This window comes from Pseudomonas sp. C8002, assembly GCF_013385765.1.
In the GTDB taxonomy this organism is placed as follows: Bacteria; Pseudomonadota; Gammaproteobacteria; order Pseudomonadales; family Pseudomonadaceae; genus Aquipseudomonas.
On record NZ_JACAPJ010000020.1, the window covers coordinates 81,675 to 107,651 of the forward strand.

Sequence of the window (25,977 nt, forward strand, 5' to 3'; positions counted from 1 at the left end):
GGGCGCGGCGCGGTCTCGGATCAGCCCTCGCGCACCATATCAACGTGAGGAATCCCGACTTCCAGGAACTCATCGCTGACAATCTTGAAGCCCAGGCGCTCATAAAACGGCGCCGCATGGACCTGTGCACTGAGGATCTGCCGGGTCTGGCCGCGTTTCTCGGCCACGCCGATCACCGCTTCCATCAGCTTGTCGCCGACCTTCAGGCCGCGCCAGTCCTTGAGAACCGACACGCGGCCGATCTCGCCGGTAGGCAGCAGGCGTGCAGTACCGATGGGAAAGTCGCCTTCGAACGCCAGGAAATGCACGGCACTCGCGTCGTCTGCATCCCATTCCAGCTCCGGTGGAACCGATTGTTCAGCGATAAATACCGCTTCACGAATGCGCCGTATCTCGGCGATATCCTTTTGCCAGTCCGCGACACTTACGTGAATCTTATTCATCGGCAAACCCCAGGCTCCCTTGCTTGACCAGTTCCCACAGCAGGGCGCAGCCATCTTCATCCGCCAGCCATGGGCCGAGGTTGTCGATGTGCAGGGCGTCGGCGGCGCACACCAGCTTCAGCAGTTCCCGCAGCTTGCCCGGCAACAGGCGGCTCTGGCCGCTGGCGAACAGCAGCAGGTCGTCGTCGACTTCGGACCAGGCCAGGCGGGCGCTCGGGTTGCGGATCAGCACGGCGCCGTTTTCCAGGCTGCCCAGCAGGTCTTCTTCTTCCACTTCCGGGCCGGCGACCAGTTCCGGGTAGCGCGGCTCGGTCATGAACTGGCCGAACCAGGTCAGCAGCATGCGCTCGTCGCTCATGTGCTCGGCCAACAGGCTTTTCAGGCGGTCGAGGGCGTCGCCCTGGATCTGGTGCGGGTCGCTGACCGGCTGGGCATCGGCGTCGGTGTAGCGCTCTTCGTCAGTCAGGTACTGGCTGAGGAAGTCGGTGAAGTGGGTCAGCACTTCAGCGGCGCTCGGGGCGCGGAAGCCTACGGAGTAGGTCATGCAATCATCCACGGCCACGCCGCAGTGGGCCAGGCGGGGCGGCAGGTAGAGCATGTCGCCCGGTTCCAGCACCCATTCGGCGGTCTCTTCGAATTCAGCGAGGATGCGCAGGTCCGCGTGTTGCAGCAGCGGGCTTTCGGAGTTGCACATCTGGCCGATCTTCCAGTTGCGCTTGCCGGAACCTTGCAGCAGGAACACGTCGTAGTTGTCGAAGTGCGGGCCCACGCTGCCACCCGGGGCGGCGTAGCTGATCATCACATCGTCAATGCGCCAGCTTGGCAGGAAGCGGAAGTTTTCCAGCAGTTCGGCCACTTCCGGCACGAACTGGTCGACCGCCTGCACCAGCAGGGTCCACTCGCGCTCGGGCAGGGTGCTGAAGGCATCTTCGGCGAACGGGCCGCGGCGCAACTCCCACGGGCGTTCGCCGTGTTCGATGATCAGGCGCGACTCGACTTCTTCTTCCAGCGCCAGGCCGGCCAGTTCGTCGGCGTCGATCGGGCTTTCGAAGTCAGGGATGGCCTGGCGGATCAGCAGGGGTTTTTTCTGCCAGTAGTCGCGCAGGAATTCCCGTGCCGTGATGCCGCCCAGAAGTTGAAGAGGAATGTCAGGATTCATGTGTAACCTATTGAAAAAAAGCACTTTTCAGACGGGAATAAAAACGCCCGGCGCTGCCGGGCGTCTCAAAGGGTCAAGCTTCTATCAGATGCGTTTGGCTTGGGCCACAGCGTTGCCGATGTAGTTGGCCGGGGTGAGCAGTTTCAGCTCGGCCTTGGCGGCGGCTGGCATATCCAGGCCGTCAATGAAAGTTTGCAGCGCTTCGGAGGTGATGCCCTTGCCGCGGGTCAGCTCTTTGAGCTTCTCGTACGGGTTTTCGATGTTGTAGCGGCGCATCACGGTCTGGATCGGCTCGGCCAGGACTTCCCAGCAAGCGTCCAGGTCAGCGGCGATCTTCTGCTCGTTGAGCTCCAGTTTGCTGATGCCTTTGAGGCTGGCTTCGTACGCGATCACGCTGTGGGCGAAGCCCACGCCGAGGTTGCGCAGTACGGTGGAGTCGGTCAGGTCGCGCTGCCAGCGGGAAATTGGCAACTTGCTGGCCAGGTGCTGGAACAGGGCGTTGGCGATCCCGAGGTTGCCTTCGGAGTTTTCGAAGTCGATCGGGTTGACCTTGTGCGGCATGGTCGATGAACCGATTTCGCCGGCAATGGTGCGCTGCTTGAAGTAGCCCAGGGAGATGTAGCCCCAGATATCGCGATCGAAGTCGATCAGGATGGTGTTGAAGCGCGCAATCGCGTCGAACAGCTCGGCGATGTAGTCGTGGGGTTCGATTTGCGTGGTGTACGGGTTGAAACCCAGGCCCAGTTCGTCTTCGATGAAGGCGCGGGCGTTTTCTTCCCAGTCGATCTCAGGATAGGCTGACAGGTGGGCGTTGTAGTTGCCTACGGCGCCGTTGATCTTGCCCAGCAGTGGTACGGCTGCAACTTGAGCGATCTGGCGCTCCAGGCGGTACACCACGTTGGCCAGTTCTTTCCCCAGGGTGGTCGGCGAAGCCGGCTGGCCGTGGGTGCGCGACAGCATCGGAACGTCGGCGAAACGGATCGCCAGTTCGCGGATGGCGTCGGCAGTCTGGCGCATCAGTGGCAGCATCACGTCATCACGGCCTTCGCGCAGCATCAGGGCGTGGGACAGGTTGTTGATGTCCTCGCTGGTGCAGGCAAAGTGGATGAACTCGCTGACCTTGGCCAGTTCCGGCAGCTTGGCCGCTTGCTCTTTGAGCAGGTATTCGATGGCTTTAACGTCGTGGTTGGTGGTGCGCTCGATCTCTTTGACACGCTCGGCGTGCTCCAGAGCGAAGTTTTCCGCCAGGGCGTTCAGCACAGCGTTGGCTTCGGCAGAGAACGCCGGCACTTCGCTGATGCCAGGGTGAGCGGCCAGGCGCTGGAGCCAGCGCACTTCAACCAGAACACGAGCACGGATCAAGCCGTATTCGCTGAAAATAGGGCGCAGGGCCTGGGTTTTGCCGGCGTAGCGGCCGTCAACAGGGGAAACCGCAGTGAGCGAAGAAAGCTGCATGGGGTGTTCTCGGACAGTCGGGCAACGAAATGGGGCGCGTATCATACATGAAAAAATCCGCCGGTCCGTTGCCAACTGACCGGCGTATTACGCGTGGGGCTATAAAAAATCGGTTGCTGCGACTTATTCGTTGCGCATCAACGGGTAAAGCTCTTTCAGCAATTTGCGTCGGCTGACCACCAACTGCCAGCGATGACCGCCCAGTTGGCGCCATAACCGCGCCGAACGAATACCGGCCAACAGCAGGGCGCGGATTTTCGAGGCGTTGTTTGGTTGTTGCAGGTTGCGCATATCGCCGTGCACCTGGATCCGCTGGCGCAAGGTGCTCAGGGTGTCCTGGTACAGGGCGCCACAGGCTGCGATCACGTTTTCGTGGGCCGGGCCAAAATGCTCGACCTGGGACTGGATCTGCGGCAGGCGCTTGCCGATGGTGTCCAGCAGGTCGTCGCGCTTGGCCAATTGACGCTCCAGGCCGAGCATCGACAGGGCGTAGCGCAGCGGCTCGCGCTGCAAGGTGCTTGGGTCGCGCTCGAGGGCGCCGACCAGTGCGCGATAACCTTCGCGCAGGGCCAGGTCGTCGCCGCCGTACACTTCCAGGGTGTCCTTCGGGTCGCGGATCAGCAGGCTGCCGAGCATGCAGGTCAGGCCTGCCTCGGTGACCTGGCCGGTCTTGGCGATCTTGTCCACCAGCACCGCGGCGAGAAATACGCCGCCCAGTGCCGTCAGTTGCTCCTGGGTCGGGCTCATGCCTGGCTGCTCCAGGGTTCGGCAACTTCGATCACACCGCCCCCCAGGCAAATCTCTCCGTCGTAAAACACTACCGATTGGCCCGGTGTTACGGCGCGCTGCGGGTCGTCGAAGGTGGCGCGATAGCCGGTGGCGGTTTTTTCCAGGGTGCAGGGCTGGTCGCTTTGGCGATAGCGCACTTTGGCCGTGAGGCGGCGCGGGCTGCTGAGGTCCACCGGGTTGACCCAGTAGATGTCCGAGGCCAGCAGGGCGCGGGAGAACAGCCATGGGTGGTCATTGCCCTGGCCCACGATCAGCTCGTTGTGCTCCAGGTCCTTGACCAGCACGTACCACGGCTCTTCGCCGGCGTCTTTCAAGCCGCCGATGCCCAGGCCCTGGCGCTGGCCGATGGTGTGGTACATCAAGCCGTGGTGACGGCCGATGATCTCGCCTTCGGTGGTCTTGATCTCGCCCGGTTGCGCCGGCAGGTACTGCTTGAGGAAGTCGCTGAAACGGCGCTCGCCGATAAAGCAGATCCCGGTGGAATCCTTCTTCTTGGCGGTGGCCAGGCCGTGTTTCTCGGCAATGGCGCGCACTTCGGGTTTTTCCAGCTCGCCCACCGGGAACAGGGTCTTGGCGATCTGTTCGCCGCCGACGGCGTGCAGGAAGTAGCTCTGGTCCTTGTTGGCGTCCAGGCCCTTGAGCAGTTCGGTGCGGCCATCGATGTCGCGACGGCGCACGTAGTGGCCAGTAGCAATCAGATCGGCACCGAGGATCATCGCGTAGTCGAGGAACGCCTTGAACTTGATCTCGCGGTTACACAGGATGTCCGGGTTCGGCGTGCGACCGGCCTTGTATTCGGCCAGGAAGTGCTCGAACACGTTGTCCCAGTACTCGGCGGCGAAGTTGGCGGTGTGCAGCTTGATGCCGATTTTGTCGCAGACGGCCTGGGCATCCGCCAAGTCGTCCATGGCGGTGCAATATTCCGTTCCATCGTCTTCTTCCCAGTTCTTCATGAACAGGCCTTCCACCTCATAACCCTGCTCCATGAGCAGAACGGCGGAAACGGAAGAATCCACGCCGCCGGACATACCGACGATGACGCGCTTCTTTTGTGTGTCAGAAGGGGCTGGATCACGCATAGGATTTCAACGGGAGTCTTTAAAAAGGACGCGATTCTAGCAGGCTCGCGTCTGCAAGGCTAAAGAGAAGGGCGGATCAATTCGAGGCTGTGGCGCTGGCCGGCCAGATAATCGTCGATGCAGCGGATAATCAGCTCGCTGCGCCAGTCTTCGCGCAGGGCCATCAATTCGTCACGGGTCAGCCAGCGGGCGCGCAGAATACCGTCGTCCAGTGGGTAGTCCGGGTGGTGTTGCAGGGCCTTGGCGATGAAGCATACGCGCTGATAGGTCACGCCATTGCTGGGAGCGGTGTACAGGTAAATCCCGACAATCCCGGTGGCTTCGACGTCCCAGCCGGTCTCTTCGAGGGTTTCGCGCACGGCGGCCTCGGTCAGGGTTTCGTTCGGGTCGAGGTGACCGGCGGGCTGGTTGAGCACGGCGCGGCCGCCCTTGAGTTCTTCGACCATCAGGAAGCGGCCGTTGTCTTCGACGATGGTGGCGACGGTGATGTGGGGGAGCCAGGTCATAAAGTGCCTCGATTCAAGGTGTAACGCTGTCTTCAGGCGCGATTGCATTCAGTGTGGGAGCGGGCTTGCTCGCGAATACGGCGTGTCAGTTAAAGAGGTATTGACTGATCCACCGCATTCGCGAGCAAGCCCGCTCCCACATTTTGATTGGGTTTCTTCAATAAAAGCGCCATGTCCAGAAACAGAAACCCCGGCACAGGGCCGGGGCTTCTTTGCATCCTTACAACCTTACACCAGCGCAGCGATTGCCGCGTTGAGGGTGGCGCTTGGGCGCATAGCCTTGCTGGTCAGCTCGGCGTTCGGTGCGTAGTAGCCACCGATGTCCACTGGCTTGCCCTGGACAGCGTTGAGCTCGGCAACGATGGTTGCCTCATTCGCGGTCAGGGTCTTGGCCAGTTCGCCAAACTGCGCTTGCAATGCAGTGTCTTCGGTCTGGGCCGCCAGGGCTTGAGCCCAGTACAGCGCCAGGTAGAAGTGGCTGCCGCGGTTGTCGATGTTGCCGACTTTGCGCGATGGCGACTTGTTGTTGTCGAGGAACTGGCCGGTGGCCTGGTCCAGGGTCTTGGACAGTACCAGGGCTTTCGGGTTGTTGTACGTCACACCCAAATGCTCGAGGGATGCGGCCAGGGCGAGGAACTCGCCCAGGGAATCCCAGCGCAGGAAGTTCTCTTCAACCAGTTGCTGCACGTGCTTCGGAGCCGAGCCGCCAGCGCCGGTTTCGAACAGGCCGCCACCGTTCATCAGCGGCACGATCGACAGCATCTTGGCGCTGGTGCCCAGTTCCATGATCGGGAACAGGTCGGTCAGGTAGTCGCGCAGAACGTTGCCGGTCACCGAGATGGTGTCCAGGCCCTTGCGGGTGCGCTCCAGGGTGAACTTCATCGCGTCGACTGGCGACATGATGCGGATGTCCAGGCCTTCGGTGTTGTGGTCTTTCAGGTAAGCCTGAACTTTCTCGACCACGACGCCGTCGTGCGCGCGCTGTGGGTCCAGCCAGAAGATGGCCGGGGTGTTGCTGGCGCGGGCGCGGTTGACGGCCAGTTTGACCCAGTCCTGGATCGGCGCGTCTTTGGTCTGGCACATGCGGAAGATGTCGCCGGCTTCAACAGCCTGTTCCATCAGCAGGTTGCCCTTGCTGTCGGTGACGCGGACTACGCCGTCAGCCTTGATCTGGAAGGTCTTGTCGTGGGAGCCGTACTCTTCGGCTTTTTTCGCCATCAGGCCAACGTTTGGCACGCTGCCCATGGTGGTTGGGTCGAAGGCGCCATTGGCCTTGCAGTCTTCGATCACTGCCTGGTAGATAGTGGCGTAGCAGCGATCCGGGATCACCGCCTTGGTGTCGTGCAGCTGGCCGTCGGTGCCCCACATCTTGCCGGAGTCACGGATCATGGCAGGCATCGATGCGTCGACGATGACGTCGCTCGGCACGTGCAGGTTGGTGATGCCTTTGTCGGAGTTGACCATCGCCAGGGAAGGGCGAGCAGCGTATACCGCCTGGATGTCGGCTTCGATCTGCGCTTGCTGATCGGCCGGCAGGGCCTTGATGCGAGCGTACAGGTCGCCGATGCCGTTGTTCAGGTTGAAGCCGATCTGCTCCAGCACCACAGCGTGCTTGACCAGTGCGTCTTTATAGAACTCGGCAACGATCTGGCCGAACATGATCGGGTCGGAAACCTTCATCATGGTGGCTTTCAGGTGAACCGACAGCAGCACGCCTTGTTTCTTGGCGTCTTCGATTTCAGCGGCGATGAAGCTGCGCAGGGCTTTCTTGCTTAGCACGGCGGTGTCGATGATCTCGCCAGCTTGTACGCTGGTTTTTTCCTTCAGGACGGTAGCGGTACCGTCCTTGGCGATCAGTTCGATCTTGACGGCATCAGCGCCTTCGATCTGAACGGCTTTCTCGCTGCCGTAGAAGTCGCCGGTGCTCATGTGGGCAACGTGGGACTTGGAGTCGGCAGCCCAGGCGCCCATTTTGTGCGGGTGCTTGCGAGCGTAGTTCTTGACCGACAGCGGGGCGCGGCGGTCGGAGTTGCCTTCGCGCAGTACCGGGTTCACGGCGCTGCCCTTGACCTTGTCGTAACGTGCACGGGTTTCTTTTTCCGCGTCGGTGGTTACGGTTTCCGGGTAGTCCGGCAGGGCGTAGCCCTGGGCCTGCAGTTCCTTGATCGCAGCTTGCAGCTGAGGGGTCGAGGCACTGATGTTCGGCAGCTTGATGATGTTGGCTTCAGGGGTAACGGCCAGGTCGCCCAGTTCGGCGAGGTGGTCCGGCACGGCCTTGGCGCCCAGTTGCTCGGGGAAGCTTGCGAGGATGCGCGCGGCCAGGGAAATGTCGCGGGTTTCCACGGCAATATCAGCGGAAGCGGTGAAGGCCTCTACGATAGGCAGCAGTGAATAGGTGGCGAGGGCTGGGGCTTCGTCGGTGAAGGTGTAGATGATCTTCGAGCGGGTGGGCATATTCGGATTAACTCTCTTCTTTGCTGAAAGCATGCGCAGAAACTCGAGATGCGCCGGGTAAAGCGCGTTCGTTCAAAGTCATCCATGAGCGAAATGTCGAAGTTTCTTCGCGGTGATGTTGGGTTGCATCAGTCGAGCGTCAAGCGGGTGAGCTACTGTAGTAGCTCGGCTTTTCTGGCGGAGGGCGTCTGTCTAGAGCGGTCGGCCGTCGTGACTCTTTGGTCAGCGGCGGCATTATACATAGGTCGCTATGCTTACGCCGAGCCTTCATACAAAAGGTGTGTCGTCCATTGGTCTAAAGGTCGCAGGCAGCGGGTTGCGCCTAAAGTCGCATGATGTGCTCAAGATTGGCGCTTTTCCCTTTGCTTTCAAGCTTGTAGGCCGCTAAATGTGCTGTTTTCGACGCAAATGTGCAGGGCCTGAGGTTTCAGTCCTCATTTATCTGGAGTAGGCTCGAACGCAGCCAGATGTTCAATCCATAGATGGAGTTCAGCATGGGATACAAGAAGATTCAGGTTCCGGCAGTCGGCGACAAAATCACCGTCAATGCAGACCATTCTCTCAATGTTCCTGACAACCCGATCATCCCCTTCATCGAGGGTGACGGTATTGGCGTCGACATCAGCCCGGTGATGATCAAGGTGGTCGATGCAGCTGTTAACAAGGCTTATGGCGGCAAGCGCAAAATCTCCTGGATGGAGGTGTATGCCGGCGAAAAGGCCACCCAGGTTTACGACCAGGACACCTGGCTGCCCCAGGAAACCCTGGATGCGGTCAAGGACTACGTGGTTTCCATCAAGGGCCCGCTGACCACCCCAGTCGGTGGCGGTATCCGTTCGCTGAACGTGGCCCTGCGCCAACAGCTCGACCTTTATGTGTGCCTGCGCCCGGTACGCTGGTTCGAAGGCGTGCCAAGCCCGGTCAAGAAGCCAGGCGATGTGGACATGACCATCTTCCGCGAGAACTCCGAGGATATTTACGCCGGCATCGAGTGGAAAGCCGGCTCCCCGGAAGCGATCAAGGTCATCAAGTTCCTGAAGGAAGAGATGGGCGTCACCAAGATCCGTTTCGACCAGAACTGCGGGATCGGCATCAAGCCGGTGTCCCTGGAAGGCACCAAGCGTCTGGCGCGCAAGGCCTTGCAGTATGTCGTGGATAACGACCGCGACTCGCTGACCATTGTGCACAAAGGCAACATCATGAAGTTCACCGAAGGTGCCTTCAAGGAATGGGCCTACGAAGTGGCGGCCGAAGAGTTCGGCGCGACCCTGTTGGATGGCGGCCCGTGGATGCAATTCAAGAACCCGCGCACCGGCAAGAATGTGGTGGTCAAGGACGCCATTGCCGACGCCATGCTTCAGCAGATCCTGCTGCGCCCGGCCGAATACGACGTGATCGCCACCCTTAACCTTAACGGTGACTATCTGTCCGACGCCCTGGCGGCGGAAGTGGGCGGTATCGGTATTGCGCCGGGCGCCAACCTGTCCGACACCGTGGCGATGTTCGAAGCCACCCACGGTACTGCGCCGAAGTATGCCGGCAAGGATCAGGTCAACCCGGGTTCGCTGATCCTGTCGGCGGAAATGATGTTGCGCCACATGGGCTGGACCGAAGCGGCGGACCTGATCATCAAGGGTACCAACGGCGCCATTTCGGCCAAGACGGTGACCTATGACTTCCACCGCTTGATGGACGGCGCCAAGTTGCTGTCGTCGTCGGCGTTCGGGGATGCGCTGATTTCGCATATGTAAGCTGATACAGGGGCGTAAAAAAACCGGCCTGATGGGCCGGTTTTTTTTAGAGCGTTTGCTCAGTGGCTGATCAGGCCAGTTGTCTTTTTGATTTTTGAGCGACGCCCTCTTTGGGGGTAGTGGCGCTGACTGGAGCGCTGATATTCACTGCGTGCAAGCCCTTGGGTCCCTGAATGATGTCGAAGGAAACCGGTTGCCCTGCCTTTAGTGTCTTGTAGCCATCCATTTGGATAGCCGAGTAATGCGCAAATAGGTCGTCAGTCTTGTCGTCTTCGTTGATGAAGCCGTAACCCTTGGCATTGTTGAACCACTTGACCTTACCGCTCGCCATGCCCATATCCCTCTGCACCAGACTCCATCACTGGAGTATCATCCAGTTTATCCGTCCTAACCCGAATAAATAAGGTTGACTGCGCGGACCTTTTTTACCCACTGTGGGTTCTATTGGTTGTAACACTGATTTGCCGATAGTCAAGGCGACCAGTCGGTCAGAGTTGAAATTCTGACAGGTCGCCCCCACCACTGTATTTGAACCACTGACGAACCTTTCTTTCCATGCATGCAATCAGCCAGATTCGACTAACATTCAATCAGGATCGCCCGGATCATCAAGAAGACGACGACGGTTCTGCAGGCATTGCTGTCCAGGAGGCCAAGCCTGCTTTACAGGCGCCGCCGATGTACAAGGTGGTTTTGTTCAATGATGACTACACACCGATGGATTTCGTCGTCGAAGTACTCGAGGTGTTTTTTAACCTGAACCGCGAGTTGGCGACCAAGGTAATGCTGGCCGTTCACACAGAAGGACGGGCAGTATGTGGAGTGTTTACCCGCGACATCGCCGAGACAAAGGCCATGCAGGTCAACCAGTACGCCAGGGAAAGCCAGCATCCGCTACTCTGTGAAATCGAGAAGGACGGTTAACTCCGACCACTTGGGTATGAGGTGAAGCTATGTTAAACCGCGAGCTCGAAGTCACCCTCAATCTTGCCTTCAAGGAGGCCCGTTCGAAGCGTCATGAATTCATGACCGTCGAGCACCTGCTGCTGGCACTTTTGGATAACGAAGCTGCCGCCACCGTACTGCGTGCGTGTGGTGCCAATCTCGACAAACTCAAGCATGACCTGCAGGAGTTTATCGACTCCACCACGCCGTTGATCCCCGTTCATGACGAGGACCGCGAGACCCAGCCAACCCTGGGCTTCCAGCGGGTACTGCAGCGTGCCGTTTTCCACGTACAGAGCTCCGGCAAGCGCGAAGTCACAGGGGCCAATGTGCTCGTGGCGATCTTCAGCGAGCAGGAAAGCCAGGCTGTGTTCCTGCTCAAGCAGCAAAGCGTTGCCCGTATTGATGTCGTCAACTACATCGCCCATGGCATTTCCAAGGTGCCGGGGCATGGCGATCACTCGGAAGGTGAGCAGGATATGCAGGATGACGAGGGCGGTGAGTCTTCTTCTTCGAGCAACCCGCTGGACGCTTATGCCAGCAACCTCAACGAACTGGCGCGCCAGGGGCGGATCGATCCGCTGGTGGGGCGTGAGCTGGAAGTTGAGCGCGTGGCGCAGATCCTGGCGCGTCGCCGCAAGAACAACCCGTTGTTGGTCGGTGAGGCAGGCGTGGGTAAAACCGCGATTGCCGAAGGCCTGGCCAAACGCATTGTTGATAACCAGGTGCCCGACCTGCTTGCCAACAGCGTCGTCTACTCCCTTGACCTGGGCGCATTGCTCGCCGGGACCAAGTACCGTGGCGATTTCGAGAAGCGCTTCAAGGCGTTGCTCGGCGAGCTGAAAAAACGCCCGCAGGCGATCCTGTTCATTGACGAAATCCACACCATCATCGGTGCCGGTGCGGCTTCCGGTGGCGTGATGGATGCGTCGAACCTGCTCAAGCCGCTGCTGTCTTCGGGCGATATCCGTTGCATCGGTTCGACCACGTTCCAGGAATTCCGCGGGATCTTCGAAAAAGACCGCGCCCTGGCGCGCCGCTTCCAGAAAGTGGATGTGTCCGAGCCTTCGGTAGAAGACACCATTGGCATCCTGCGCGGGCTCAAGGGGCGCTTTGAAGCGCACCATGGCATCGAGTACACCGATGAGGCGCTGCGTGCAGCCGCCGAGCTGGCATCGCGCTACATCAATGACCGGCACATGCCGGACAAGGCCATCGACGTGATCGACGAGGCGGGTGCCTACCAGCGCCTGCAGCCGGTAGAGAAGCGTGTGAAACGCATCGACGTGCCTCAGGTCGAGGATATCGTGGCGAAGATCGCGCGGATTCCGCCAAAACACGTCAACACCTCCGATCGGGAGCTGCTGCGTAACCTGGAGCGCGACCTCAAGCTGACCGTGTTTGGTCAGGATGCGGCGATCGACTCGCTGTCCACCGCGATCAAGCTGTCCCGCGCTGGCCTCAAGTCGCCGGACAAGCCGGTCGGTTCGTTCCTGTTCGCCGGGCCTACCGGCGTCGGCAAGACCGAAGCGGCGCGGCAATTGGCCAAGGCCATGGGGATCGAGCTGGTGCGTTTCGACATGTCCGAGTACATGGAGCGTCACACCGTGTCGCGCCTGATCGGTGCGCCTCCGGGCTATGTCGGCTTCGACCAGGGCGGCCTGTTGACCGAGGCGATCACCAAGCAGCCACATTGCGTACTGCTGCTCGATGAAATCGAGAAGGCGCACCCGGAAGTCTTCAACCTGCTGTTGCAGGTCATGGACCACGGCACCCTGACCGACAACAACGGGCGCAAGGCGGACTTCCGCAACGTGATCGTGATCATGACCACCAACGCCGGTGCCGAAACGGCCGCGCGGGCTTCCATTGGCTTTACTCATCAGGATCACTCTTCCGACGCCATGGAAGTGATCAAGAAGAGTTTCACGCCGGAATTCCGCAACCGCCTGGACACCATCATTCAGTTTGGTCGCCTCAGCCATGAGGTCATCAAAAGCGTGGTGGACAAGTTCCTCACCGAGCTCCAGGCGCAGTTGGAAGACAAGCGCGTGCAGCTGGAAGTCTCGGACGCGGCGCGCAACTGGCTGGCGGAAGGTGGCTACGACGCGGCAATGGGCGCTCGGCCAATGGCTCGCCTGATCCAGGACAAGATCAAGCGCCCACTGGCGGAAGAGATCCTGTTTGGCGAACTGGCAGACCATGGTGGCGTGGTGCATATCGATCTGAAGGACGGCGAGTTGACCTTCGACTTCGAAACCACGGCTGAAATGGCCTGATAGCTGACGCAACAAAACAAAAAGGCGCCGAGAGGCGCCTTTTTGCTGTCTTGAAACCGATGCAGATCAAATGTGGGAGCGAGCAAGCCCGCTCCCACAAGGGATTGCTGGTTTCAGGTAAATCGCGCGCACACAAAAACGCCCGGCATAACCGGGCGTTTTGTATTGACTTGATTAACGGGCGCGGTAAGTGATGCGCCCTTTGCTCAGGTCATAGGGCGTCAGTTCGACGCGCACTTTGTCACCGGTAAGAATACGAATGTAGTTCTTGCGCATCTTGCCGGAGATATGCGCGGTTACGACGTGCCCATTTTCCAACTCCACACGAAACATGGTGTTGGGCAGGGTGTCGACGACAGTGCCTTCCATTTCGAAGCTGTCTTCTTTCGACATGCAGTAAAGCCCTCGGTATCCAGTGAATGGCCCGGTGCAACTGCGCCAGGCAAAAGCGGCGTGCATTGTGCCCGAAAAAGGGTGTTTAAGCCAAGAGGTTCTAGTTCAACGTGACCCATCTTTGGTTAATTAGCAGCTCAATGGGCCGATATTGGGTCTTGTAGTTCATCTTTTTGCAGTTTTTTATCCAGTATCCGAGGTACACCGCCTCCAATTCCAGGCGCAAGGCTTCACCGATCTGCCACAGGATCGCAAAGCGTCCCAGGCTGCGCCGTTCCTCGGCGGGCTCATAAAAGGTGTAGACCGCCGACAGGCCATTGGGCAGCAGGTCAGTCACGGCGACCGCCACCAGTCGTCCCTCGAGCCGAAACTCATAGAAGCGCGAGAAGGGCAGGTCGCGCACCAGGAAGGTGGAAAACTGGTCGCGGCTGGGCGGGAACATGTCGCCGTCGGCGTGGCGCTGTTCGATGTAGCGTTGGTAAAGGTCGAAATATTCTTCGCTGAAGCCGGGTTTGGTGGCGGTAACGGTCAGGTCGGCGTTGCGCTTCAGGATGCGTTTCTGGTTGCGGTCCGGAAGGAACTGCGCCACCGGGATGCGCGCCGGTACGCAGGCGTTGCAGTTCTGGCAGTGCGGCCGGTAAAGGTGGTCGCCGCTGCGCCGGAAGCCCATTTCCGACAAATCGGCATACACATGCACGTCCATCGGCTGGCTGGGGTCGAGGAACAGCGTGGTGGCCTGCTCATCGGGCAGATAGCTGCATGAGTGGGGTTGAGTGGCATAAAACTTCAAACGCGCCAGCTCGGTCATGATCAACCCTCGGATAAGCTTTGAAATAAGTGTAAGCCAGGTGCGGGGAAGTCGCCTAGGAAACCCACTGAGCAGAGCTGGTTTGGTCCAAATGGTCGCGCAGGTAGTTGGCGAAGTCGCTGCGGGGAATGGCGCGGGCGCCGAGGCTGTGCAGGTGATCGGTGGGCATCTGGCAGTCGATCAGCACAAAGCCCCAGGCCTGTAGTTGCCGAACCAGGGTGGCAAAGCCGTATTTCGAGGCGTTGTCGGCGCGACTGAACATGGACTCGCCGAAAAACAACTGGCCCATCGCCAGGCCGTACAGGCCGCCCACCAGTTCGCCCGCGTCCCACACCTCCACCGAATGCGCATAACCGCGCTGGTGCAGTTGCAGGTAGGCGTTCTGCATGGCTTCGGTGATCCAGGTGCCATCGGCATAACTGCGCGGCGCCGCGCACGCCTGGATGACCGCAGCGAAGTCCTGGTCGAAGGTCACTGTGTAACGCTGCTGGCGCAACAATTTGCCGAGGCTGCGGGAAACGTGCAGCTCATCGGGGAACAGTACGGTGCGTGGGTCGGGCGACCACCAGAGGATGGGCTGGCCTTCCGAGAACCAGGGAAAGCAGCCGTGGCGGTAGGCCTGGATCAGGCGGTCGGCCGACAGGTCGCCACCGGCAGCGAGCAGGCCATTGGGTTCGCGCATGGCCTTGGCCAGCGGTGGGAAGGTCAGGGTGTTGCGTTGTAACCAGGTCAGCATGGCATCCAGGCTTACGGAAGGGGAGGGCGGTAACGGCGATGTTGTCCGTTGCAAGAGCTGTGATTATTGTCGACGAAACGCTCTGGGGCTACCCCGAACATGGGATCGATGCAGATAAGCATGAACGGGTGTTTCTGCAACTCTATGCCGGGGGCGTGGTCGTAATCGCGTACGTCGGTCGGCAAGCTAGCCTGGATTGGCAAAAACAGCTCATAAGCCTTTGTCAGTAAAGACAATGCATGCTCAAATTGAACGTTATGAAATTGAACATTGGCTATGCTGTGTAACGTAGGGGCAAGTGCGTGGCATCGCGCACACAAACCCGTACAATGCGGCCATTGGGGCGTTATCGCCGTTTCATGAATCAGTAGCAGGGTGTTAAAAGTAGCTCCACTGGCACTCGTTCATTTTTTACCTGCCCGGATTGGGCAGTGTTTTGCAGTCATTCAACAGATGGACGCGCTAAAGGCGCAGGAAAAGACCCGTTTTGAAGAAATCCGCCGCAACACCTAAAGCCGCAGTCGTGCCCGCCTGGCGCCAGCACCTGCACTACCGACTCAAGGAAGGTGCACTGATCGCCATCGGCGCGCTGTGCCTGTTCCTGATGATGGCCTTGCTTACCTATGGCAAGGACGATCCAGGCTGGAGCCACAACAGCAAGATCGAAGACGTGCAGAACTTCGGTGGTCCGGCCGGCTCCTACAGCGCCGACATCCTGTTCATGGTGCTGGGTTACTTCGCTTACATCTTCCCGTTGCTGCTGGCCATCAAGACCTGGCAGATCTTCCGCCAGCGTCACGAGCCGTGGCAATGGAGCGGCTGGCTGTTCTCCTGGCGCCTGATCGGCCTGGTGTTCCTGGTGTTGTCCGGCGCGGCCCTGGCCCATATCCATTTCCATGCACCTACCGGTCTGCCGGCCGGTGCCGGCGGCGCTCTGGGCGAAAGCCTCGGCGATCTGGCCCGCAGGACCCTGAATATCCAGGGCAGCACCCTGATGTTTATTGCGCTGTTCCTGTTCGGCCTCACCGTGTTTACCGACCTGTCCTGGTTCAAGGTCATGGACGTGACCGGCAAGATCACCCTCGACCTGCTCGAACTGTTCCAGGGCGCCGCGAATCGCTGGTGGTCGGCCCGGGTGGACCGCAAACGCATGGTTGCGCAACTGCGCGAGGTGGATACCCGCGTCAACGAGGTGGTAGCCCCGAGCACGCCGGACCGGCGTGAGCAGGCCAAGGTCAAGGAACGCCTGATCGAACGCGAGCAGGCCCTGACCAAGCACATGTCGGACCGCGAGAAGCAAGTGCCGCCGGTGATTGCCCCTGCGCCGCCGAAGGCCCCCGAGCCGAGCCACCGCGTGCAGAAAGAGAAACAGGCGCCGTTGTTTGTCGACAGCGCCGTGGAAGGCACCTTGCCGCCGATCTCGATTCTTGATCCTGCGGAAAAGAAACAGCTCAATTATTCCCCTGAATCCCTGGCGGCCGTCGGCCACCTGCTGGAAATCAAGCTCAAGGAATTCGGCGTCGAAGTCTCGGTGGATTCGATCCACCCGGGGCCGGTGATTACCCGCTACGAAATCCAGCCGGCTGCCGGCGTCAAGGTCAGCCGCATTTCCAACCTGGCCAAGGATCTGGCGCGTTCGCTGGCCGTGACCAGCGTGCGGGTGGTGGAAGTGATTCCGGGAAAGACTACCGTCGGTATCGAGATTCCCAACGAAGACCGGCAGATCGTGCGCTTCTCCGAAGTGCTGTCGACCCCGGAATACGACAACTTCAAATCGCCGGTCACCCTGGCCCTGGGCCACGACATCGGCGGCAAGCCGGTGATCACCGACCTGGCGAAAATGCCTCACTTGCTGGTTGCCGGTACCACCGGTTCCGGTAAGTCGGTGGGTGTGAACGCGATGATCCTGTCGATCCTGTTCAAGTCGGGCCCGGATGACGCCAAGCTGATCATGATCGACCCGAAAATGCTTGAGCTGTCGATCTACGAAGGCATTCCACACCTGTTGTGCCCGGTGGTGACCGACATGAAGGATGCGGCCAACGCCCTGCGCTGGAGCGTTGCCGAGATGGAGCGGCGCTACAAGCTGATGGCGAAGATGGGTGTGCGTAACCTGTCGGGCTTCAACGCCAAGGTCAAGGAAGCCCAGGACGCCGGTACGCCGCTGACCGACCCGTTGTACAAGCGTGAAAGCATCCACGACGAAGCGCCGCTGTTGACCAAATTGCCGACCATCGTGGTGGTGGTCGACGAATTTGCCGACATGATGATGATCGTCGGCAAGAAGGTCGAAGAGCTGATCGCCCGTATCGCCCAGAAGGCGCGGGCCGCCGGGATCCACTTGATCCTCGCGACCCAGCGTCCGTCGGTGGACGTGATCACCGGCCTGATCAAGGCCAACATCCCGACCCGCATGGCGTTCCAGGTGTCGAGCAAGATCGATTCCCGGACCATCATCGACCAGGGCGGCGCCGAGCAACTGCTGGGCCACGGTGACATGCTCTACATGCCGCCGGGCACCAGTTTGCCGATCCGTGTTCACGGCGCGTTCGTCTCCGACGATGAGGTGCACCGTGTGGTGGAGGCCTGGAAGCTGCGTGGCGCCCCGGAATACAACGACGACATCCTCGCCGGCGTCGAAGAGGCCGGCAGCGGCTTCGACGGTGGCAGCGGCGGTGGCGACGATGATGCCGAGACCGATGCGCTCTACGACGAAGCGGTGCAGTTCGTGCTTGAAAGCCGCCGCGCCTCGATCTCCGCCGTACAGCGCAAGCTGAAGATTGGCTACAACCGCGCTGCCCGCATGATCGAAGCCATGGAAATGGCCGGCGTGGTCACCTCGATGAACACCAACGGCTCGCGCGAAGTGATTGCGCCAGCGCAGATGCGTGACTGATTACGTGCCGCGTGGCAACACGCGGCACGCCTTGCAACCGAATCTAAGAGGACTCCCATGCGTCTTATCCGCATGCTGTTGTTGCCTGCATTGGCCCTGACTGCTGTTTCGGCTCATGCTGACCCGGCTTCCGTCGCCAGCCTGAAAAACCTGTTGGACAAATCCCAGACCCTGACCGCGCGCTTCTCCCAGCTTACGCTGGATGCCGGTGGCACCCAGTTGCAGGAAACCGCCGGCGAGATGGCTGTGCAGCGCCCAGGGCTGTTCTACTGGCACACAGAAGGCAAGGCCGAGCAGACCATCGTCTCTGACGGCCAAAAAGTCACCCTGTGGGACCCGGACCTGGAGCAGGCGACCATCAAGAAGCTCGACCCGCGCCTGAACCAGACGCCAGCGCTCTTGCTGTCGGGCGATGTGTCGAAGATCAACGACAGCTTCGACATTACCTCCAAGCAGACCAGCAACGTGATTGAATTCACCCTTAAGCCGAAATCCAAGGACACGCTCTTTGACACGCTGTCCCTGTCGTTTGGCAACGGCGTGATCAACAACATGCGTCTGATTGACAGCGTCGGCCAGCGCACCGATATCCTTTTCTCCGGGGTCAAGGCCAACCAGCCGGTACCGGCATCCAAGTTCAAGTTCGACATCCCGAAGGGTGCCGACGTGATCCAGGAATAAACTGCCCAGAGGTTTCAAACGCTGCCCATGGACCTGTTTCGAAGTGACCCGATTGCTCAGCCTCTGGCGGCGCGCCTGCGCTCGACCAACCTGGACGAGTACGTCGGGCAGGAACACCTGCTCGCCCGCGGCAAGCCTTTGCGCGAGGCCCTTGAGCAGGGTGCGCTGCACTCGATGATTTTCTGGGGGCCGCCGGGCGTGGGTAAAACCACCCTGGCGCGGCTCCTGGCAAAAGTCTCGGATGCACACTTTGAGACGGTCTCGGCGGTGCTGGCCGGGGTCAAGGAGATCCGCCAGGCGGTGGAAGTCGCCAAGCAGCAGGCCGGGCAGTACGGCAAGCGCACCATCCTGTTCGTCGACGAAGTGCATCGCTTCAACAAGTCGCAGCAGGATGCGTTCTTGCCGTATGTCGAAGACGGCACGCTGATCTTTATTGGTGCCACCACCGAAAACCCGTCTTTTGAGCTGAACAATGCCTTGCTGTCCCGGGCGCGTGTCTATGTGCTCAAGAGCCTCGACGAAGCCGCGATGCAGAAGCTCTTGCAGCGTGCGCTGAACGAAGACAAGGGCCTGGGCAAGCGCCAGTTGAGTGTCAGTGAGGAAGGCTTCAAGATCCTGCTGACTGCTGCGGATGGCGACGGTCGACGTTTTCTCAATCTGCTGGAAAACGCTTCCGACCTGGCCGAGGATGGCAGCGAAATCGGCGTCGACTTGCTGCAGAGCCTGTTGGGCGACACCCGCCGGCGTTTCGACAAGGGCGGCGAAGCGTTCTACGACCAGATTTCCGCGCTGCACAAATCTGTGCGCGGCTCCAACCCCGACGGCGCGCTGTACTGGTTTGCGCGGATGATCGACGGCGGTTGCGACCCGCTGTACCTGGCCCGGCGCGTGGTGCGCATGGCCAGCGAAGATATCGGCAATGCCGACCCGCGTGCGCTGAGCCTGTGCCTGGCCGCCTGGGAAGTGCAGGAACGCCTGGGCAGCCCGGAAGGCGAGTTGGCGGTGGCCCAGGCCATCACCTATCTGGCCTGCGCACCGAAGAGCAACGCGGTGTACATGGGCTTCAAGTCCGCCCTGCGTGCTGCCGCCGAACATGGTTCCCTGGAAGTGCCGCTGCACTTGCGCAATGCGCCGACCAAGCTGATGAAGCAACTCGGCTACGGCGATGAGTACCGCTACGCCCACGATGAACCGGACGCCTATGCGGCTGGCGAAGATTACTTCCCGGATGACCTTGAGCCGCAGCCGTTCTACCAGCCGGTGCCCCGCGGCCTGGAGCTGAAGATCGGCGAAAAGCTCAATCACCTTGCCCAACTTGACCGGCTCAGTCCGAAACAGCGGAGAAAGTAGTGCTCAGAACGATTCTTGCCGTGTCCGTAGCCGGCATCGCTGGTACATTATTGCGTTTCGCCACCAGCACCTGGGTCAGCGCCAATTGGCCGAAGCATTTTTATGCGGCGACCCTGGCGGTCAACCTGGTGGGCTGTTTGATCATCGGCTTGTTGTACGGGTGGTTTCTGCTTCGCCCGGAAGTGCCGATTGAGATTCGTGCCGGCTTGATTGTCGGTTTTGTAGGCGGTCTGACGACCTTTTCATCCTTTTCACTGGACACGCTACGCCTGCTGGAAAGCGGGCAGGCACCGGTCGCCTTCGGGTACCTGGCCATCAGCGTGTTCGGCGGGCTGCTCGCCACTTGGGCTGGCCTGTCCTTGACCAAACTTTGATAAACGAGAGACCGACATGCTCGATTCCAAACTGTTACGTAGCAACCTTCAGGACGTAGCGGACCGCCTGGCATCCCGTGGCTTTGCCTTGGATGTTGCGCGCATCGAAGCGCTGGAAGAACAGCGCAAGACCGTCCAGACCCGCACCGAAGCACTGCAGGCTGAGCGTAATGCGCGTTCCAAATCCATCGGTCAGGCCAAGCAGCGCGGCGAAGACATCGCGCCGTTGATGGCGGACGTCGAGCGTATGGCTGGCGAGTTGGCTTCCGGCAAAGTCGAACTGGACGCGATCCAGACTGAGCTGGACTCGATCCTGCTGGGTATCCCGAACCTGCCACACGAGTCCGTGCCGATTGGCGAAGACGAAGACGGCAACGTCGAAGTCCGTCGCTGGGGCACGCCAAAAACCTTCGATTTCGAGATCAAGGACCACGTCGCCCTGGGCGAATTGACCGGTGGCCTGGACTTCGAGACAGCGGCCAAAATGTCCGGTGCGCGCTTTGCCTTGCTGCGTGGCCCGATTGCACGCATGCACCGCGCCCTGGCGCAGTTCATGATCAACCTGCACACCGGCGAGCACGGCTACGAAGAGGCTTACACCCCGTACTTGGTCCAGGCTCCGGCGCTGATGGGCACCAGCCAGCTGCCGAAATTCGAGGAAGACCTGTTCAAGATCAGCCGCGATGGCGAAGCCGACTTGTACCTGATCCCGACCGCCGAAGTGTCGCTGACCAATATCGTGGCCGGGGAAATCCTCGACGCCAAGCAGTTGCCGATCAAGTTTGTCGCCCACTCGCCATGCTTTCGCAGCGAAGCCGGTGCATCGGGCCGCGACACCCGCGGCATGATTCGCCAGCACCAGTTCGACAAGGTCGAGATGGTGCAGGTTGTCGAGCCGTCGACTTCCATGGAAGCGCTGGAAGGCCTGACCGCCAACGCCGAACGCGTCCTGCAACTGCTGGAGCTGCCGTACCGCGTTCTGGCGCTGTGCACCGGCGACATGGGTTTCAGTGCCGTGAAGACTTACGACCTGGAAGTGTGGGTGCCGAGCCAGGACAAATACCGCGAGATTTCGTCGTGCTCCAACTGCGGTGATTTCCAGGCCCGTCGCATGCAGGCGCGTTTCCGTAACCCGGAAACCGGCAAGCCCGAGCTGGTCCACACCCTCAACGGTTCGGGCCTGGCAGTAGGCCGTACCCTGGTGGCCGTGCTGGAAAACTACCAGCAGGCTGACGGTTCGATCCGCGTGCCTGAAGTGCTCAAGCCGTACATGGCGGGCGTTGAGGTCATCGGCTAAATGGAATTTCTGCCGCTGTTTCATAACCTGCGCGGCAGTCGTGTGTTGGTCGTCGGTGGCGGGGAGATTGCCTTGCGCAAATCCCGGCTGCTGGCCGACGCCGGCGCGTTGTTGCGGGTGGTTGCTCCCCAGATTGAAGACCAGTTGCGTGAACTGGTGCAGGGCAGTGGCGGTGAACTGATTTTGCGTGGTTATCAGGAGGCCGACCTCGACGGTTGCACCCTGATCATCGCGGCGACCGACGACGAGCCGCTGAACGCGCAAGTGTCCAGCGATGCCCGGCGTCGTTGCGTACCGGTCAATGTGGTGGATGCGCCGGCCTTGTGCAGCGTGATCTTCCCGGCGATTGTCGACCGTTCGCCGTTGGTGATCGCAGTGTCCAGCGGCGGCGATGCGCCGGTGTTGGCACGGCTGATCCGGGCCAAGCTGGAAACCTGGATTCCGTCGACTTACGGCCAGTTGGCCGGGCTGGCGGCGCGGTTTCGCAGCCAGGTCAAAGGCTTGTTCCCGGATGTGCAGCAACGTCGCGCGTTCTGGGAAGACGTCTTCCAAGGCCCGATTGCTGATCGGCAACTGGCCGGGCAGGGTGATGAAGCCGAACGTTTGCTGGTGGAGAAAATCAACGGCGCACCGCCGCACGCACCGGGCGAAGTCTACCTGGTGGGCGCAGGCCCGGGTGATCCGGACCTGCTGACATTCCGCGCCTTGCGCTTGATGCAACAGGCCGACGTGGTGCTCTACGACCGCCTGGTGGCGCCGGCGATTCTTGAGCTGTGCCGTCGCGATGCCGAGCGGGTGTATGTCGGCAAGCGTCGCGCCGACCATGCGGTGCCGCAGGACCAGATCAACCAGCAACTGGTGGACCTGGCCAGGCAAGGCAAGCGCGTGCTGCGGCTCAAGGGTGGCGATCCGTTCATCTTTGGGCGTGGCGGTGAAGAGATCGAAGAGCTGGCGGCCCATGGCATCCCGTTCCAGGTGGTGCCGGGTATTACCGCGGCCAGTGGTTGCGCGGCGTATGCCGGTATTCCGCTGACCCACCGCGACTATGCGCAATCGGTTCGCTTCATTACCGGGCACTTGAAGGACGGGACTTCGGACCTGCCGTGGAGTGACCTGGTGGGCCCTTCGCAGACCCTGGTGTTCTACATGGGCTTGATCGGGTTGCCGATCATCTGCGAACAGCTGATCAAGCATGGTCGTTCGGCGGATACGCCGGCGGCGTTGATCCAGCAGGGCACCACGTCCAACCAGCGGGTGTTTACCGGCACCCTGGCTGACCTGCCACGCATGGTGGCGGAGCATGAGGTTCATGCGCCGACACTGGTGATTGTGGGAGAAGTGGTGCAGTTGCGTGAGAAGCTGAAGTGGTTTGAAGGCGCTCAGTCGCAAGTCTGACACGTCTCTTGTGGCGAGGGAGCTTGCTGTGGGGAGGGAGCTTGCTCCCGCTGGAGTGCGAAGCGCTCCCAGGATTTTGGGGCCGCTGCTCAGCCCAGCGGGAGCAAGCTCCCTCGCCACAGGGTTTGTCAGCTCAAGATGCCTTTTCCGCTCAGTCTCGCGCGGTCATGCTCCGCCTCAAACGTCTGCAACGGCCCCTTCGGCACAATCCCCGTCGGATTAATCGTGCGGTGACTGGCGTAGTAATGCCCCTTGATGTGAGCAAAATCCACCGTCTCGGCAATCCCCGGCCACTGATACAACTCCCTTAGCCAGTTCGACAGGTTCGGATAATCCGCAATTCGCCGCAGGTTGCATTTGAAGTGGCTGTAGTACACCGCATCAAACCGGATCGCCGTGGTGAAAAGCCTTATATCGGCTTCAGTCAGGTATTCTCCCGCCAGGTAACGATGCTCACCCAAGTGCTGCTCAAGGTGATCCAGTTCGGCAAACACATCATCAAATGCGGCCTCATAAGCCTTTTGTGACGTGGCAAAGCCTGCGCGGTACACACCGTTGTTCACGGCGGGATAGATTCGATCGTTCAGTGCATCAATGGTCGAGCGCTGGGCTTCGGGATAGAAATCCAGTTGATTGCCGGTCAGTTCATTAAACGCACTGTTGAACATGCGAATAATCTCCGCCGACTCATTGCTGACAATCCGCTTGCGCTTCTTGTCCCACAACACCGGCACCGTGACCCGCCCGGTGTAGCTGGCGGTGTCGGCGGTGTAGCGTTGGTGCATGAAGGTGAAGTCGTCAAGCTTGTCGCCGCTGGAGCCATGGGCCTTGTCGAAGGTCCAGCCGTTTTCCAGCATCAGCCAACTGACCACCGACACGTCGATCAGGCTTTCCAAGCCTTTGAGCTTGCGCAGGATCAATGTGCGGTGCGCCCAGGGGCAGGCGAGGGATACGTATAAATGGTAACGACCGGCTTCAGCCGCGAAACCGCCTTCGCCGGTCGGGCCGGGTTCACCATCGGCGGTCACCCAGTTGCGGCGTTGCGCCTGCTCCCGTTGGAAGGCGCCGTCTGCGCTACTTTCGTACCACTGGTCATGCCAGCGTCCTTCGATCAGCAAACCCATGACTGACTCCTTGGCTAATAAGCGTTGGAGTGCAGTCTAAAGGTCTGAGTTCGAACAAAAAGCGCAAAGGCTGGGGGTTAATGATCGACTAAATCGATTTGTCCCGGGCATCCCAGTACTGTTGGGCCAGTTCGAACGCCTGTTCCCGCGGGTGGCCGAGGCCGCGCAAGGCCAGGGCCATGGTGGCGATCAGTGCCAGTTGCGGGTAGCTGTCCTGCACCTCACCGCGCCATAGCGCCTTCAAATGCTCGGGCTCCAGGGCCGCAGGCTTGACGTGGCGCTGGGCGGAGAGGGCGGGCCACTCTTCATCCCAGCTTTCGCCGCCGGTAGTGCCGTACAGGTGGCTGATGGTGTCCGGGTTGATCTCGATCTCGCCGCCGTCGCCCTTGATCACGATGCTGTTGTCGCCAAGCAGGCCGCTGGCATCGCGGTGTACGCCCTGGTAGCCCGGGTGGAAGATGCTTTGCAGGCCGCAGCGGGCGCTCAACGGGTTGAGGATGCGCGCCAGTGAATGGATCGGCGAGCGCAGGCCCAGGGTGTTGCGCAGGTCGATCATGCGCTGCAGTTGCGGCGCCCAGTCCCCCAGGGGAATAAACGCCAGGTTGCCCTGTTCAAGGGCCGCTTCCACCTGTTGCCAATTGCGGCACAACGGAATCTGCAAGCCATCCAGCAACTGCTCGGTGTAGAGCCGGCCTGCCGTATGCGCGCCGCCGCCGTGCATCAGGATACGCACGCCGTTCTGTGCCAGGCACTTGGCTGCCAGCAGGTACCACGGCAGGTGGCGTTTTTTACCGGCGTAGGTCGGCCAGTCGACATCCACATTGAGCGACGGTGCATTCAGGCGCTCGCGCACGGCTTCGGTGAAGCCTGCGAGTTCTTCCGGGCTTTCTTCCTTGTGCCGCAGCAGCATGAGGAAGGCGCCGAGCTGGGTGTCTTCGACCTTCTCGTCCAGCAGCATGCCCATGGCTTCCCGGGCTTCCTCACGGGTGAGGTTGCGGGCGCCGCGCTTGCCTTTGCCGAGGATGCGCACGAACGGCGCGAACGGATGCTCAGCAGGGGTTTCAGTGATCAACGGGGCAAAATCAGTCATAAGCAATTCGTCGGCCTGGGCAGGCCCGCCAGCTTGGCGGCGAGTTTGGCGGGAGTGCCTTTGAACAGTCGGTTGAGGTGCAGGCTGTTGCCCTTTTCCGGGCCCAGCTTCAAGGCGGTGTACTTGATCAGCGGGCGGGTGGCGGGCGACAGCTGGAATTCGGTATAAAAGCCGCGCAGCAGTTCGAGGATTTCCCAGTGTTCCGGGGTCAGCTCCAGCGCTTCGGCGGTGGCGAGGGCGTTGGCCACGTCGCTGGACCACTCGGTCAGGTCGACGAGGTAGCCGTCCTTGTCCAGTTCGAGGGTGCGTTCACCTACGGTCAAAGTGTTCATAGCCAGGTATTGACCTTGTCATAGTCGATCGACAGCTGGACGAACGCCGGGTAATCGACACTGCCGGCCCATTCAGGCACGGCGAGGTTACGCGCCTGGCTGTCTTCGGCCAGTACAAACACTTTCACGCCCCTGGCCTGCAGGGCCTGGCAAGGCGCGCTGGCGGGTTGCAGGGCGTAGGCGCCGTCGCCGCACAGCAGGATCGCATCCTGGGTGCCACAGAGGCGCAGGCAGCTGTCCAGCCGGCTGTCGGTAAAAGGCGAGTGGGATACCACATGCAAGGTCGACATCAGAGGGTAATCACCTGGTCGTAACGGTCAATCATCTGTGAAATTTGTTCACTGCTCAGCGGCTGTGCGTTGCCGGAGGTGGCCAGCCCGCGCACGGCGAGGCTATGGCTGCAGGCAAACACCTCTTCGACGCCAAATAATTCCAGGGCCTGGAGGTTGGCGCTCAGGTCTTTCTGTTGCACGGCCCTGGCGTCCTGGCTCGCGGCCAGTTGAAACACGCCGTCATCCAGAAACAACAGGCCAATCGGCAAATCAAACGCGCCGCCAGCCAATACGATATCCAGCGCTTCACGGGCGCTGGGGCCGGACCACGGCGCCTGTCGGCTGATCACCAGCAAGGATTTCGACATG

At 60.5% G+C, this 25,977-nt stretch carries 25 protein-coding genes; 9 read left to right on the forward strand and 16 right to left on the reverse strand.

Annotated features, from left to right (window positions below; all coding sequences use genetic code 11):
• Positions 1 to 20: 20 nt before the first annotated feature.
• From HX814_RS23850 to HX814_RS23880, 7 genes are all read right to left on the reverse strand, one after another.
• Entirely contained in the window at positions 21 to 443 is a 423-nt protein-coding gene (locus tag HX814_RS23850; RefSeq protein ID WP_003219580.1) for a GNAT family N-acetyltransferase, read from the reverse strand.
• On the reverse strand, positions 436 to 1,602 hold the full coding sequence (locus HX814_RS23855) for a cupin domain-containing protein (protein ID WP_003219582.1): 1,167 nt from the start codon (positions 1,600 to 1,602) through the stop codon (positions 436 to 438). The genes HX814_RS23850 and HX814_RS23855 overlap by 8 nt, the downstream gene beginning before the upstream one ends.
• Before the next feature lie 84 nt (positions 1,603 to 1,686).
• A complete protein-coding gene (purB, locus tag HX814_RS23860) occupies positions 1,687 to 3,057 on the reverse strand; it encodes an adenylosuccinate lyase (RefSeq protein WP_003219584.1) in 1,371 nt (456 codons plus the stop codon).
• Positions 3,058 to 3,180: 123 nt separating this feature from the next.
• Positions 3,181 to 3,804 (reverse strand): high frequency lysogenization protein HflD, encoded by a 624-nt coding sequence (gene hflD / locus HX814_RS23865; protein ID WP_003219586.1) that lies wholly within the window; start codon positions 3,802 to 3,804, stop codon positions 3,181 to 3,183.
• Positions 3,801 to 4,925 (reverse strand): tRNA 2-thiouridine(34) synthase MnmA, encoded by a 1,125-nt coding sequence (gene mnmA, locus HX814_RS23870; RefSeq protein ID WP_003219588.1) that lies wholly within the window; start codon positions 4,923 to 4,925, stop codon positions 3,801 to 3,803. The genes hflD and mnmA overlap by 4 nt, the downstream gene beginning before the upstream one ends.
• Before the next feature lie 59 nt (positions 4,926 to 4,984).
• Positions 4,985 to 5,431, reverse strand: a complete 447-nt coding sequence (locus HX814_RS23875) for an NUDIX hydrolase (RefSeq protein ID WP_008431568.1) — start codon at positions 5,429 to 5,431, stop codon at positions 4,985 to 4,987.
• Positions 5,432 to 5,659: 228 nt separating this feature from the next.
• Positions 5,660 to 7,885, reverse strand: a complete 2,226-nt coding sequence (locus HX814_RS23880) for an NADP-dependent isocitrate dehydrogenase (RefSeq protein ID WP_177009161.1) — start codon at positions 7,883 to 7,885, stop codon at positions 5,660 to 5,662.
• 494 nt (positions 7,886 to 8,379) lie between these two features.
• Between HX814_RS23880 and icd the strand changes: the two genes are divergently transcribed.
• Positions 8,380 to 9,636, forward strand: a complete 1,257-nt coding sequence (icd, locus tag HX814_RS23885; RefSeq protein ID WP_003219599.1) for an NADP-dependent isocitrate dehydrogenase — start codon at positions 8,380 to 8,382, stop codon at positions 9,634 to 9,636.
• Positions 9,637 to 9,706: 70 nt separating this feature from the next.
• Here icd and cspD read toward each other — a convergent pair whose 3' ends face one another.
• Complete coding sequence (cspD, locus tag HX814_RS23890) at positions 9,707 to 9,967, reverse strand: cold shock domain-containing protein CspD (protein WP_023658953.1); 261 nt, start codon at positions 9,965 to 9,967, stop codon at positions 9,707 to 9,709.
• A 224-nt stretch (positions 9,968 to 10,191) separates the two neighbouring features.
• On the opposite strand from cspD, the gene clpS reads away from it, so the two are divergent.
• Both clpS and clpA read left to right on the forward strand, forming a co-directional pair.
• Positions 10,192 to 10,560: an ATP-dependent Clp protease adapter ClpS gene (gene clpS, locus HX814_RS23895; RefSeq protein ID WP_003219604.1), complete on the forward strand. Its 369-nt coding sequence runs from the start codon at positions 10,192 to 10,194 to the stop codon at positions 10,558 to 10,560.
• A gap of 29 nt (positions 10,561 to 10,589) precedes the next feature.
• A complete protein-coding gene (gene clpA, locus HX814_RS23900) occupies positions 10,590 to 12,860 on the forward strand; it encodes an ATP-dependent Clp protease ATP-binding subunit ClpA (RefSeq protein WP_003219606.1) in 2,271 nt (756 codons plus the stop codon).
• 174 nt (positions 12,861 to 13,034) lie between these two features.
• Here the strand turns inward: clpA and infA are convergent, their stop codons facing one another.
• The 3 genes from infA to aat form a co-directional block, all read right to left on the reverse strand.
• Positions 13,035 to 13,253, reverse strand: coding sequence for a translation initiation factor IF-1 (gene infA / locus HX814_RS23905; RefSeq protein ID WP_002553999.1), 219 nt, complete (start codon positions 13,251 to 13,253; stop codon positions 13,035 to 13,037).
• Positions 13,254 to 13,353: 100 nt separating this feature from the next.
• Positions 13,354 to 14,061, reverse strand: a complete 708-nt coding sequence (locus HX814_RS23910; RefSeq protein ID WP_003219609.1) for an arginyltransferase — start codon at positions 14,059 to 14,061, stop codon at positions 13,354 to 13,356.
• Between the two features lie 55 nt (positions 14,062 to 14,116).
• Positions 14,117 to 14,797 (reverse strand): leucyl/phenylalanyl-tRNA--protein transferase, encoded by a 681-nt coding sequence (aat, locus tag HX814_RS23915; protein WP_177009160.1) that lies wholly within the window; start codon positions 14,795 to 14,797, stop codon positions 14,117 to 14,119.
• A 487-nt stretch (positions 14,798 to 15,284) separates the two neighbouring features.
• On the opposite strand from aat, the gene ftsK reads away from it, so the two are divergent.
• From ftsK to cysG, 6 genes are read left to right on the forward strand one after another with little or no spacing between them, the layout of a single operon-like run.
• Positions 15,285 to 17,693 carry a DNA translocase FtsK gene (gene ftsK, locus HX814_RS23920; RefSeq protein ID WP_003219614.1) on the forward strand — a complete coding sequence of 803 codons (2,409 nt, stop codon included), beginning with the start codon at positions 15,285 to 15,287 and terminating at the stop codon, positions 17,691 to 17,693.
• 57 nt (positions 17,694 to 17,750) lie between these two features.
• A complete protein-coding gene (lolA, locus tag HX814_RS23925; RefSeq protein WP_003219615.1) occupies positions 17,751 to 18,374 on the forward strand; it encodes an outer membrane lipoprotein chaperone LolA in 624 nt (207 codons plus the stop codon).
• Between the two features lie 27 nt (positions 18,375 to 18,401).
• Positions 18,402 to 19,724, forward strand: a complete 1,323-nt coding sequence (locus tag HX814_RS23930) for a replication-associated recombination protein A (protein WP_003219616.1) — start codon at positions 18,402 to 18,404, stop codon at positions 19,722 to 19,724.
• The gene (gene crcB, locus HX814_RS23935) at positions 19,724 to 20,098 is read left to right on the forward strand and encodes a fluoride efflux transporter CrcB (RefSeq protein ID WP_008431560.1); all 375 of its coding nucleotides are present in this window, start codon (positions 19,724 to 19,726) and stop codon (positions 20,096 to 20,098) included. Before HX814_RS23930 ends, crcB begins: the two co-directional genes overlap by 1 nt.
• 16 nt (positions 20,099 to 20,114) lie before the next feature.
• Positions 20,115 to 21,395, forward strand: a complete 1,281-nt coding sequence (gene serS, locus HX814_RS23940; RefSeq protein WP_177009159.1) for a serine--tRNA ligase — start codon at positions 20,115 to 20,117, stop codon at positions 21,393 to 21,395.
• Positions 21,396 to 22,790 (forward strand): siroheme synthase CysG, encoded by a 1,395-nt coding sequence (gene cysG, locus HX814_RS23945; RefSeq protein ID WP_003219620.1) that lies wholly within the window; start codon positions 21,396 to 21,398, stop codon positions 22,788 to 22,790.
• Between the two features lie 128 nt (positions 22,791 to 22,918).
• Here cysG and HX814_RS23950 read toward each other — a convergent pair whose 3' ends face one another.
• The 5 genes from HX814_RS23950 to tusC form a co-directional block, all read right to left on the reverse strand.
• On the reverse strand, positions 22,919 to 23,914 hold the full coding sequence (locus HX814_RS23950) for a glutathione S-transferase family protein (protein WP_177009158.1): 996 nt from the start codon (positions 23,912 to 23,914) through the stop codon (positions 22,919 to 22,921).
• An 88-nt stretch (positions 23,915 to 24,002) separates the two neighbouring features.
• Positions 24,003 to 25,004 (reverse strand): glycosyl transferase family protein, encoded by a 1,002-nt coding sequence (locus HX814_RS23955; protein ID WP_102369435.1) that lies wholly within the window; start codon positions 25,002 to 25,004, stop codon positions 24,003 to 24,005.
• Positions 25,001 to 25,336 carry a TusE/DsrC/DsvC family sulfur relay protein gene (locus HX814_RS23960; RefSeq protein WP_102369434.1) on the reverse strand — a complete coding sequence of 112 codons (336 nt, stop codon included), beginning with the start codon at positions 25,334 to 25,336 and terminating at the stop codon, positions 25,001 to 25,003. Before HX814_RS23960 ends, HX814_RS23955 begins: the two co-directional genes overlap by 4 nt.
• The gene (tusB, locus tag HX814_RS23965; RefSeq protein ID WP_003219628.1) at positions 25,333 to 25,626 is read right to left on the reverse strand and encodes a sulfurtransferase complex subunit TusB; all 294 of its coding nucleotides are present in this window, start codon (positions 25,624 to 25,626) and stop codon (positions 25,333 to 25,335) included. The genes HX814_RS23960 and tusB overlap by 4 nt, the downstream gene beginning before the upstream one ends.
• Positions 25,626 to 25,976, reverse strand: a complete 351-nt coding sequence (gene tusC / locus HX814_RS23970) for a sulfurtransferase complex subunit TusC (RefSeq protein ID WP_087693046.1) — start codon at positions 25,974 to 25,976, stop codon at positions 25,626 to 25,628. The genes tusB and tusC overlap by 1 nt, the downstream gene beginning before the upstream one ends.
• Position 25,977: the final 1 nt, after the last annotated feature.